The sequence below is a fragment of the Leptothrix ochracea genome, assembly GCF_041083635.1.
GTDB classification, from domain to species: domain Bacteria; phylum Pseudomonadota; class Gammaproteobacteria; order Burkholderiales; family Burkholderiaceae_C; genus Sphaerotilus; species Sphaerotilus ochraceus.
On record NZ_JBFPHB010000002.1, the window covers coordinates 136337 to 146861 of the forward strand.

At 56.8% G+C, this 10525-nt stretch carries 9 protein-coding genes and 1 pseudogene; 1 reads left to right on the plus strand and 9 read right to left on the minus strand.

Annotated features, from left to right (window positions below; genetic code table 11):
• Window positions 1-138: 138 nt before the first annotated feature.
• Window positions 139-399, plus strand: a pseudogene (locus AB3X39_RS00715) (transposase); the annotation flags it as partial.
• A 143-nt stretch (window positions 400-542) separates the two neighbouring features.
• On the opposite strand, the gene AB3X39_RS13530 reads toward AB3X39_RS00715, so the two are convergent.
• The 9 genes from AB3X39_RS13530 to AB3X39_RS00755 form a co-directional block, all read right to left on the minus strand.
• Window positions 543-815, minus strand: coding sequence for an Imm32 family immunity protein (locus AB3X39_RS13530; protein WP_473964876.1), 273 nt, complete (start codon window positions 813-815; stop codon window positions 543-545).
• Window positions 816-826: 11 nt separating this feature from the next.
• Complete coding sequence (locus AB3X39_RS00720) at window positions 827-1546, minus strand: RHS repeat-associated core domain-containing protein (protein ID WP_369415431.1); 720 nt, start codon at window positions 1544-1546, stop codon at window positions 827-829.
• A gap of 10 nt (window positions 1547-1556) precedes the next feature.
• Window positions 1557-2000, minus strand: coding sequence for a hypothetical protein (locus tag AB3X39_RS00725; protein ID WP_369415432.1), 444 nt, complete (start codon window positions 1998-2000; stop codon window positions 1557-1559).
• A gap of 37 nt (window positions 2001-2037) precedes the next feature.
• Window positions 2038-3018, minus strand: a complete 981-nt coding sequence (locus tag AB3X39_RS00730) for an RHS repeat-associated core domain-containing protein (protein WP_369415433.1) — start codon at window positions 3016-3018, stop codon at window positions 2038-2040.
• A 38-nt stretch (window positions 3019-3056) separates the two neighbouring features.
• Window positions 3057-3482, minus strand: a complete 426-nt coding sequence (locus tag AB3X39_RS00735) for a DUF4279 domain-containing protein (RefSeq protein WP_369415434.1) — start codon at window positions 3480-3482, stop codon at window positions 3057-3059.
• Window positions 3479-3826 carry a hypothetical protein gene (locus AB3X39_RS00740; RefSeq protein ID WP_369415435.1) on the minus strand — a complete coding sequence of 116 codons (348 nt, stop codon included), beginning with the start codon at window positions 3824-3826 and terminating at the stop codon, window positions 3479-3481. Before AB3X39_RS00740 ends, AB3X39_RS00735 begins: the two co-directional genes overlap by 4 nt.
• Window positions 3827-3865: 39 nt before the next feature.
• Complete coding sequence (locus AB3X39_RS00745; protein WP_369415436.1) at window positions 3866-4333, minus strand: hypothetical protein; 468 nt, start codon at window positions 4331-4333, stop codon at window positions 3866-3868.
• Window positions 4334-4337: 4 nt separating this feature from the next.
• Window positions 4338-7868, minus strand: coding sequence for an RHS repeat-associated core domain-containing protein (locus AB3X39_RS00750; RefSeq protein WP_369415437.1), 3531 nt, complete (start codon window positions 7866-7868; stop codon window positions 4338-4340).
• A 162-nt stretch (window positions 7869-8030) separates the two neighbouring features.
• Window positions 8031-10058: an RHS repeat domain-containing protein gene (locus AB3X39_RS00755; protein ID WP_369415438.1), complete on the minus strand. Its 2028-nt coding sequence runs from the start codon at window positions 10056-10058 to the stop codon at window positions 8031-8033.
• Window positions 10059-10525: the final 467 nt, after the last annotated feature.

Sequence of the window (10525 nt, forward strand, 5' to 3'; positions counted from 1 at the left end):
TAAATTTCAGCAAATCTGGGTGAGTCGATCCCTTCAAAAAATCAGTTGATGCAACTTTGACGAACCTTAAGGAAGGTCTGCATAAATTTCCCCACGCGGTGCTTGGCATGAACGTGAAGCACTGAGACGATACGGAGCATGAAGCAACACAGCCTGGGACAGACGGCCAAGCGAACAAGACGGCGGGAGTTCCTAGACGAGATGGATCAGGTCGTGCCGTGGGCGGATCTGGTGGCGTTGATATCGCCGTACCTGCCTGAGGGCAAACGGGGCCGCCCGCCGTATTCTGCCGAGACGATGCTTCGCATCCACTTCATGCAGCAGTGGTTCGCCCTGAGTGATCCGGCGATGGAAGAAGCGCTGCACGACATGCCGGTGTTCCGGGAGTTTGCAGAACTGAGGCCAATCAGAAGCCGGCAGCATCACATTCCCATGGTTTTAGCTCGTCAGCACGCTGGTGCGTGAGGTTTCAGAGCACGCGTATCAATGCACGGTGAATCTGGCACAGCAAGAGTTGCACTTCAGTTTTGAATCTGCTTTGTCTAACGCCTAGCCTTTGTTGTCTGCGGCGGACTGACAACGACGAAGTCAGGAAACAACGGCCGCCACCCTGCCCACTCATCGCGAAGGTGGAAGTGCGCCATTGGATCATTCACTTCGCTGTCGCCAAGCCGATCAGCGCATGACTCAAGAAATCTTGCCAGTTCTCGAAGCAACTCAGGGGACGCTTGTAAAGAAACAATGGCGCATTCCAGCGGAGGACTCATCGAATCCTCCTGCCCACGCCACATTCCATATGCCTTGAAGAATTTCATGTGCTTGCCTGTCAATCCATGCCGTCATCAAACGGATTTTGGAAGAATGGGTTGTATGGGTCGATCGTGTTCCCCACGTTGTTCACCAACTGCTGCAGGAACAACACATCCCCCACGATCCCAAGAGCAAAACTCTTTGCTCGCAAGAAATCCAGCAGCTTCTTGTTTTTCGGCATTTCTTTGCTAGGACAGCTGCCATGGCTCGAAGAGCCGTCCTGACTTACAGCTGTGATTGGATTTCCTTGCTTGTCGTAAACATGAGCGTGAGTCTGTTGCCCTGGTACGTGCGGCGGATCGATCCGAACGCGGTACTGGGTTCCTGGCACCTGTGGCCCAACCCCACTTCCGCGACCCATCAACCCATCAGGATCACTCCACATCACCGGATTCCCCCCCACATACCCATACCGATTGATCCCGCCCTCAAGCCCAATCGGGTCGGGTTGGATGTAGCGGCCGGTGGCCGGGTTGTAGTCGCGGTGGCCGTTGTGGAACAGGCCCGCTTCGTCATAGGCGTAGAAGAACGTGCCCAGCGGGCCGGACTTGGCCACGCGCTGCTCCAAGCCGTTGTAGAGGAAGTTGGTCACACCCGCCGTGTTGCGCACCGAGGCTAGGCGGCCGCGATCGGGGTTTGCAGCGGCCAGCGCTTCGGCCCAGTGTGCGGGAAGTGCGCCCAGAACGTCCTGGGCGACTTCTAGGCGCAGTCCTCGGGTGAATTCGCTTGGTCTCAACAGTCGCCGCTCACTGGTCCCGTTCCGGCTCCAATTGTCCGGTGGCAACCGAGACCGACTGAAGCCGATGGTTGAATCGAACAAACCAAACGCGCGCCTCGTTTTCCCCTGTGAGCGTGTATCGCTGCGTGTAACCCAGCACGGCCCCCGCCCATCCATTGCCAACGTCCTTCGGTGGATAGGCTCCATGCTCGACCTTGTACGCAGCCGCCTTTGCAGCCAACCGGCGTGCCGCATGCTCATTCGCCTGATCGACGGCGAAGCCGAACACAAACGACGAAAGGGAGGTACAAATTCCCACAGAAAGCCATCGCACCATCGTCATCGCCCAACCAGGGCGGCGTCTGACCAAAGCAGCCAAGGCGATGATCGTGCAGGCAGCAGCGAAGGCTAGACTGCCGATAGCTGCGCGCCACACCAGCAGGTCTGTCGTCGCAACGATCAAACCTACCACCACTCCTCCCTGGAGACGACCGAAATTACTCCGGCCTTTACTTCCCGCAGCCACAGGCGGACCCCCCGATTCCTGCGCCTTGTTGCCGATGGAAATTCCCCATCATTCCCCACTTGGCAACAAATGCGCTGGTTGAGGCCGGAGAGCCATTGCGCCCCAGGATCGAAGTTGCCCCAGGCAATGTTCTGGCTTGCTTCAGCAGATGCTGGCCAAGCATCAGCGTGTCGCTGAACTCCCCCGTATACCCACCCATGTAGCGCTCAGCAGCGACCAGATTGGGATCGTGGCGATCCAGTCCATATGCATTTCGGGCATCGAAAAGATAGCCATATGGATCCTGACCACTTGCCTGCGCGCGAGACAACCAAGCACATGTCTCACCATCAGATGTTCCGATGTCCTTGAGGGACGGGTCGTTGCCCCAAGGATCGAGTCCCATCGGGTCCGTCATGCTCACCGGATTCCCCCCCACATACCCATACCGATTGATCCCCCCTTCAAGCCCAATCGGGTCGGGCTGGATGTAGCGGCCGGTGGCCGGGTTGTAGTCGCGGTGGCCGTTGTGGAACAGGCCCGTTTCCTTATCAAAAATCTGGCCCGGCATGCGCAGGTTGAAGGCATAGGTTTGATACGCGGTGGGGAGCGCGATCTGGGCGTAGGGGTCTTCGGTGGTGTACCAAGTCCACATGACGATGGAGCCGGCGGCGTTGACGATGGTGCGCGGGGTGTTGAGATGATCGACGAAGACCGTGTCAGTGACGGTGTACGCCGACGTGGTTGAGATGAAGGCGGTTCGGATCACACCGACGGGGGTGTCACCGAGCCAGATCACTTCGTAAAGCGGTGCGCCGGTCGAGTCGTATTCACCCAAGACATGGCCCGCTTCGTCATAGGCGTAGAAGAACGTGCCCAGTGGGCCGGACTTGGCGACACGCTGCTCCAAGCCGTTGTAGAGGAAGTTGGTCACACCAGCGGTGTTGCACAGAATGGTGAACCATGACTCATCAAGGTGTTGCACTTCACTTTTGAATCCGCCAAAGCTAGGCACGAATGGGATTACTCATCGTTGAAATAGTTGTCAATGCTGAGAGGAATTTCGTAGCTACCAAGCTCAGTTAGCAACTTTGGCGACAGCGTGGGACCACCATCAAAGCTGGCTTGAAAGTGACCACACCACCAAATACCATCAAATTGACGTGCAAGAGCAATGACCTTCGCTTTTCTAGAGTTCAGACATTTGATAAGAAACTCCAAGCCATCCTCCAGTAACGCCCACTCAGACTGAAACCCAACCTCCCCATGCCCGTTATATGCCCAATAGGGACGTCGCTTTCTTATAAGAAACTTGTTTTGCGATTGGCTGAATGCATTACTTGGCTGAAGATTCAATTGATTTGAAATTTCGGATGGTTCCAAATGCTCGCCTGAGAATCGTAGCTCTACCGTATAGGCATGCAATGCCGCTTTCTTTTTCTGGGTCATGGCAATACTGCATTGGCTGGAATGGTGGACCAAAATGGTGGTAACAAAAATGGCAACATTCTCAAACACCGATAAACGACATAGGCTGTTCCTCCAACGACCACAACATTTGCCGTCTTCTGGCATGCGTCTCCACAAGTATCCACTGGTTCCGATGGTGGGGTCGGCCCGCCACAACCATTTTTCCCATCTGGTTTGCCGTACTCCATCCACTGTGCGTAAGCATCAGACAAATCTTCTTTGGTAGCGTCTGGATCTCCGGGTTGCTTTATGCACTGATGAAACCAACGCTGGAAATTTCTGGTGGTCTGCACCCGGCCGCCGTGAGTTTGAAGGTCGGTCATCAGTGAACGGTGAATCGTGATGCATCAAGGTGCTGTACTTCACTTTTTAATCTGCCGAGAAAAAGAACGCTGCGATTGCCACTGCTCAACCGCAAACGAGGCAACGTCTTCTGGTTTTTCAAAAACAAAAAGGTTGACTTTTTTATCACCTACTCGTGTCTTGAAGATCAATGTGTATCCACTGCGACCAATGTTTTCAACATCACTCCACTGATACCCGTGCTGGATATTCGAGATAAATGGAAAATGCCTTGTCAGGCCCCATTCGGTAACAAAAAAGCCAGATTCAGATAGTTCGGATTTTCGCTGTCGCATCACCTCTGCAACCAACAAAAGACTCACGATAGCGGCGATCAAAACCACCCCCAAAAGGTCGAGTAAGGCATCTGCTGGCCACGACCGTTTGTACGCCTTAAATGAAGCAGCCAGAAGCGCTGCTAGTGGTACGGCCACAGCAAACAAGCCGATGAACCATGGAATTTTGTTTGGTGGACTGAAGCGCGTCATATGCTTATTTCTTACAGCTGCAACCCTGAAGAGCAGGGAGATCAAGGGGCAGGCTACCGGAGACTCCTGCAATTCCATTTCGAGCACCATTTGCAAAACCTGAATTTGCACCAAGTGTTGCGGCAATCTGATCTTGTCGCGCAAGCGCAGGCATAGCAGTTTGGCTGGCCCCGTACCAAGTTACACGAGTGAATGCACCGCCTAAAGCGCCGCTGAATGCTCCCATGCCGGCACTCCAAGCCGCGTCTTGCCAGCTCGGTCCACCGTCACTCCAGGCCATTGATGTACCGTATTGACCTAAATTTGCACCAGCACCGACTGCACCGGCACCAACCAAACCACCGCCAACAAAAGGCAAGGCTGCTCCAGCCGCTCCACCCCAAACGGTAGCATTCAGCACATCCCTCCAATCGACATCGCACTTGTTTTGGTAGTACTTCTGAACCAAGTAGTTACCTACACCACCGGCAATGGCTCCAACGGCACCAGTAAAAACTGGAATTAGAAATTCGCCAGTGGGATCGACATAGCTCACCGGATTCCCCCCCACATACCCATACCGATTGATCCCGCCTTCAAGCCCAATCGGGTCGGGCTGGATGTAGCGGCCGGTGGCGGGGTTGTAGTCGCGGTGGCCGTTGTGGTGGAGGCCGGTTTCCTTATCAAAAATCTGACCCGGCATGCGCAGGTTGAAGGCATAGGTTTGATACGCGGTGGGGAGCGCGATCTGGGCGTAGGGGTCTTCGGTGGTGTACCAAGTCCACATGACGAGGGAGCCGGCGGCGTTGACGATGGTGCGCGGGGTGTTGAGATGATCGACGAAGACCGTGTCAGTGACGGTGTACGCCGACGTGGTTGAGATGAAGGCGGTTCGGATCACACCGACGGGGGTGTCACCGAGCCAGATCACTTCGTAAAGCGGTGCGCCGGTTGAGTCGTATTCACCCAAAACATGGCCCGCTTCGTCGTAGGCGTAGAAGAACGTGCCCAGTGGGCCGGACTTGGCCACGCGCTGCTCCAAGCCGTTGTAGAGGAAGTTGGTCACACCCGCCGTGTTGCGCACCGAGGCCAGACGGCCGCGATCACTGTAGGCGTAGCGGTTCAGCCCGTCATCCATCAGCCGCCCCGCATTGTCGTGAACTTGGGGGTACACGGTGGGCAGCGGAACCCCTGCGGCCGTGAGGACGGAGCCCCACTGCTCGACGCTAGCAAGCCGGTTGGTGCCGTCAACAAGCTTTGTGCTCAGCGCCAGATTGTTGACTTGGCTGAGCGTGCGGTTGTTGGACGTGTCGTAGGCGTAGCCCAGATAGCGGTTGGCATCGGTCATGCCGGTCAAACGATCCAAGGCGTCGTAGGCAAAGATGCGATCCACAAGCGTGGGCGTGGTCTGCACCGTCACCCGCCCCTGAAGGTCGTATTTCAAGCTCCGATTCGAACTGGTTGTGATCGGATAGCTGAGCAGACGACCGTGGGTGTCATAGGTGCGCACAGCGTTCATGCCGAACTGGGTGGTCCAGCTCTTGAGCGCACCCCAAGCCGTCCATTGCATGTTGCTCATGAACGTGCTGGCTGCGCTGGTGGACACATTCGGGCCAGCGCCTTGGCTGAGCACGGGGTGAAACAGAATCTGGCTCACACGGCCATCGGGGGCGTAGACGTACTCGATTTGTGAGCCGCTGGGATACGTCAGCGTCTTGAGATGGCCACTGTCCCCCGCACCGCTCCCCCAGCCGTACTGGACTGAATGCGTCTTGGTGATCCCTGCGCTCACCGCCATCTGGGTCTTGCGGGTCACTTCGCCAAAAGCGGAGTAGCTGTAGTCCGTGGTGCCGGACTCATCCACCATGTGGGTCATCTGGCCCTGGGCTTCGGGGTTGAGACCGTTGCCGTCGTAGGCGAACTGGGTCGCGATGCCGCCGGTGTAGTCGATGCGCACCAAACGGCTGATCTCGTCGAAGCTATTGACGCTGGGCAAGGCCGGGGCGGTCGGCTGCATCAGCAAGGGCCGGCCCAGATCATCAAACACCCGGTCGATGCGGGTGATGTCAGGGCTGGTTTCTACCTTGGCATGGCCCAAACCATCCACGTCATAGGTGGTTTGTACTCGGCCGTCGTGAATGCCGGTGGTATCGCCGCGCAAGTTCTGGCTGACCGTGATGGTCGGGCCGACCGTGGCCCCGCCAAGGATCGGATCCGGCTTGACGATGGAGGTCAAACGCATCAGGCCGTCGTAATTGCGGGTCGTGATATCGCCGTCTGGGTCGGTGATTTGGGTCAGATTATGCTCAGCGTCGTAGCTGTAGTTCCATGTCTCCAGACCGGGTGGAGGGGAGCCGGAGGCCAATACTTCTTGGATATAGGAAGACGTTGCGCCACTGTTACGCAGATCCCCCGGATAGCTCGCCGTCCAAGTGTGGAGTCCTGTTCCAGCAGCACCCGCAGCTACACGAACTTGATACCCCTTCTGGGCTGTGAAAGACAAGGGGCCGGTGTAAACCGTGCTGGTGCCATCCTTGATGGTGATTGATGCAGGCCCAACGATCCCAGAAATAAAGCCCTGAAAGCTGGCAACAATCGTGACACCTTGACCTTCGATGACTGGATTGGGAAAGATGGCCAAACTCAACTTCGGTATGTGTTTGGCGGCGACTGTGATGGGGATGGGGTCTGCTGCTGAGGCAGTGCTGTTGTAGGTATCGCCCTGATAGACGGCATTGACTGAATGAGCACCCGCAGTGCTGAAAGATAGTCTGCCGACACAGGCCCCGTTGACTAGGGTGCAAGTTGCCAGCGTGGTCTGGGTACCGTTGACGGTGTCATTGAATTGGACGGTGCCAGAAGCGTTGGCACCGTAAACCGAAGCCGTGATATTCACCGGCTCGGCCACACCCAGCGCGGAGCTTTCAGCATAAGCCATGATGCTGGGAGTGGCCTTTGTAGCAACGTTCTGGAGATACCCACCATAGATAGGCGTATATCGACCATCGCCTGAATACGCTGCGTAGAACGTCACTTCACCAGCAGCGGTTGGGGTGTAGGAGAACGAGGCCGAACCGTTGACCAGCGTGAGTGTGGTCAGAGGTGCGAAAGCACTCAACGACGAGCACTGGGCATTGATCGGATATTTGCAAATCGAGAGGGTCAGAGTGCCAGTCGGTGGTGTGGCATCAAAGCCAACCATGGTGATGGTGATCGGCAAGGCCACCCCGACGGCGGGGTAAAGCTGCGAGACAACCCAGTTGGGCATGCCCAGAGCCTTGTTGATGGTCACCGTGAATGGGGGTGATGTGCTGGGCAGATTGTTGGCATCCCCCGCATAAGAGGCGACGATGTTGTAAGTGCCAACATCAAGCCGCCTCACCAAATGCGCCGTATTGTTTTCATCCAGATTGGCCGTGCCGAGAACGGTGGAGCCTGATTTGAACGTGACGAGCCCACCGCCAACTGTGGAACTAGCTCCGTTGAAGATGGCAACCGAAGCATGCAACGATGTGACGTTGCCATAGGTGGTCGTGACATTTTCCCCTGCGATCATCACTGCGGTGGGGATCTTGGTGGCGGCCCAGCCGATCCATGGGCTACACAGCCCGAGGACGAGAAGCCAGAGACCACATCGGACTCGAAAGGTTTTGAACAACATGGCGCTCCCTGTGCAATGTCATGCGGTGTTGTGCGATCTCGGTCTGTCGCCGAGACGTTATCTGAAGCCGGTTTCGGACTGAACGCGGCCGAGCGCGTCGTAAACCCGGGACTGGGTACGAACCACGACCCCCGTGGGATCGGTGATGGTCAACCCTTTGAGCCGACCGGCATCGTCATAGGTGTGGTGCCACGTGTTGCCGCTGGCATCGACTTTATCGATGAGGCGGTGGGCCGCGTCGTACTTCGGGTAGCTGACCACCGAATAATCAGGCAAGGTCACGCTGGTGATCTGCCCGACCTTGTCGTAGGTGTAAGCGGTGACGCGAGATGGACCGCCGGCCGTGGCGCTGACCGTGACTTGCTCGATCCAACCCCTGGGGGTATAGCGAAGGTCGGTGGTCAGACCGCTGGACGTCACGATGCTCAGGGGCTGCCCACGACGGTTGTAGGTCGGGTATGTCGTGGTGCGCCCGGCCGGATCGGTCACTCGGTACAAATCGCCTGCGGTCACCGTGGCGGTGGTTGTCGGGTGATATTCGTAGCGAGTCACGTTATCGACCGGATCGGTTTCGGTGAGCAGCTGACCGAACTCGTTGTAGGTGTAACTCCAGCGCCGGAATCCGCTGATCGGTGCTGACATCGGTGGCTGAACACCCTGAAGATCGGTGGTTGGCTGTTCGCTTTTGCGGCATAGAACAGCCAAGGGCTTGCCGTTGGGCAGCAGCACAGAGCTGGCTGGGGTAACACCATCGGAATGCTGAACGCACCAAGCAACGCGGTAGCCATCCGTCGGATCAGGCTGACCGTTGTAGGCCCAAGTCGTGACAAGTTGGGGTTCGGATCGGCGAACTGGCAGGTTCCAGTCAGGGTGCCAATCGGTCCAAGTCTTGCGTTGAACCGGAGGCAGGTTAGACGCCATGAACAGATAGGGGCATGTCTCTGTAGCGTTGAGGCCATCCAGTCGAACTATCTCAAGACCGCGTTGCCCCCAATCGAACATGCGACAAAGCCGGTTACCGTTGAAGTCCGTCTCGCTGACGATGTTACCCGTAGCGTCGTAGTCCAGACTCTTCGTACTCGCACTGCAACCTGTGCCTGCTGGTTGCGATCTTGAGGCTGGGCGCGAAGACCCATTGACCTCTGCGAAGGTGGTCGAGACGACCACACCATCGGGGGTGGTCATGTCGGTTTTGCCGGGGGTGTAGGAAAACGAATGATTGAACGTTCCGGCATGATCTTCATGCGTCACGCGGCCTTGATCGTCGTAGACATAGGTGGCAAAGCGGTCCCCGTTTTCATCCACGATGCCGGTGTAATGGGACTTATCACGCTCGAATGGAAGCTGCACACTCACCCAAGGCGGAATATTAGAGGGGGAGGTTGATGGCGATGTGGCAGGCGATCCCCAAGTGACAGTATTAGGGTCGATACCTTCAGAGTAGGTCAGAGTGTCAGACAGTGTGGAGAGGAAATAAGGATTGTTGACGGACTCTCTGACGAAGAGTCTCCGTTCGCCAGCAGGTCTAACGACTGCGGATAGCCAACGATAGGAACCATCGAATTCGTACTTGACGGCCGTCGAGCCATCGCCAAGCGTTGCACCGCCGAGGCGTCCCAGGCCGGTTGCGTCTTGCTGGAAAGACCAGAGCACATCCTGATTGGGCGTGGTGACACCAGAGATGATCTGGCTGGTTTGCGGGCAGATGTCCAGATTTCCTCGGGTGGAGTAGTTCAACGTCAGGGCCAGTCCGTCGCGCTGCCAGATCTGGGCGGGCAGGCCGGCGCCGGTGTAGATCTCCACCGTGCCGGAATTGGCATCGGTCAACATCCACGTTGAATTAGCACTTTGCGTAAGGGTCAGGCTGCCCACAGCATCGGACGTCCAGACTGGGCTGACGGGCTGCCCATTCCAGGTCAGTGGGATATCTTGACCATCTGCCCGATGGGCCAGCACGACGAAGGTCGAGAGACTTGTCGGGGTACCGGAGAACCGGAGCGAAACCCCGAACTGATCCAACGTCCAGCCCGTACCGAGCGCCACATCACAGCGGTGTGCGGTATCCGCTGAGTAGTTCCGTCTCAATGCAATACGTCTGGATCGCGAAATGATGAAATCGTCCTCTTCGGACTGGAGCTTGCCGCCGCTGCCTAGAGCGACTGGGTTGGCTGCACAAGCATCACGTTTGACCGGAGGCGCGATGTGTTTCTTGCAGACACCGTTTGAGAGGCTAAAGCCTGCTCGACAGGCATAGCCCCGAGTAACCCAGTTCTGCGATGGAGAGTCGACATATTGGTACGAGACTGCAACTCCGGGGGCGCTCTGCGTTATGGTGTAGTAACAGGTGCCGTTTCCCGCAGGTTCTGTGAAGGTTGGGGATTTGCCTGGGACGATTGTGAATATCCAGCCGTACCACCCAGTAAAGGCTATCCATTACCCACAAATTCCAACTGATCTGACGTTGATGGGTGGGGTTGAAGAAGTTGCCAAGTGTTGGAGATGTCGAGCAAGCGCTGCAAGCCTCGCCAGAGCACTTTAACGCCAGGCTCGCC

What these genes read in the sequence shown, in the direction of transcription:
- AB3X39_RS13530 (WP_473964876.1), bottom strand. Translation starts at nt 815, where the DNA reads ATGAAATTCTTCAAGGCATATGGAATGTGGCGTGGGCAGGAGGATTCG.
- AB3X39_RS00735 (WP_369415434.1), bottom strand. Translation starts at nt 3,482, where the DNA reads ATGACCCAGAAAAAGAAAGCGGCATTGCATGCCTATACGGTAGAGCTA.
- AB3X39_RS00740 (WP_369415435.1), bottom strand. Translation starts at nt 3,826, where the DNA reads ATGACCGACCTTCAAACTCACGGCGGCCGGGTGCAGACCACCAGAAAT.
- AB3X39_RS00745 (WP_369415436.1), bottom strand. Translation starts at nt 4,333, where the DNA reads ATGACGCGCTTCAGTCCACCAAACAAAATTCCATGGTTCATCGGCTTG.
- AB3X39_RS00750 (WP_369415437.1), bottom strand. Translation starts at nt 7,868, where the DNA reads ATGATCGCAGGGGAAAATGTCACGACCACCTATGGCAACGTCACATCG.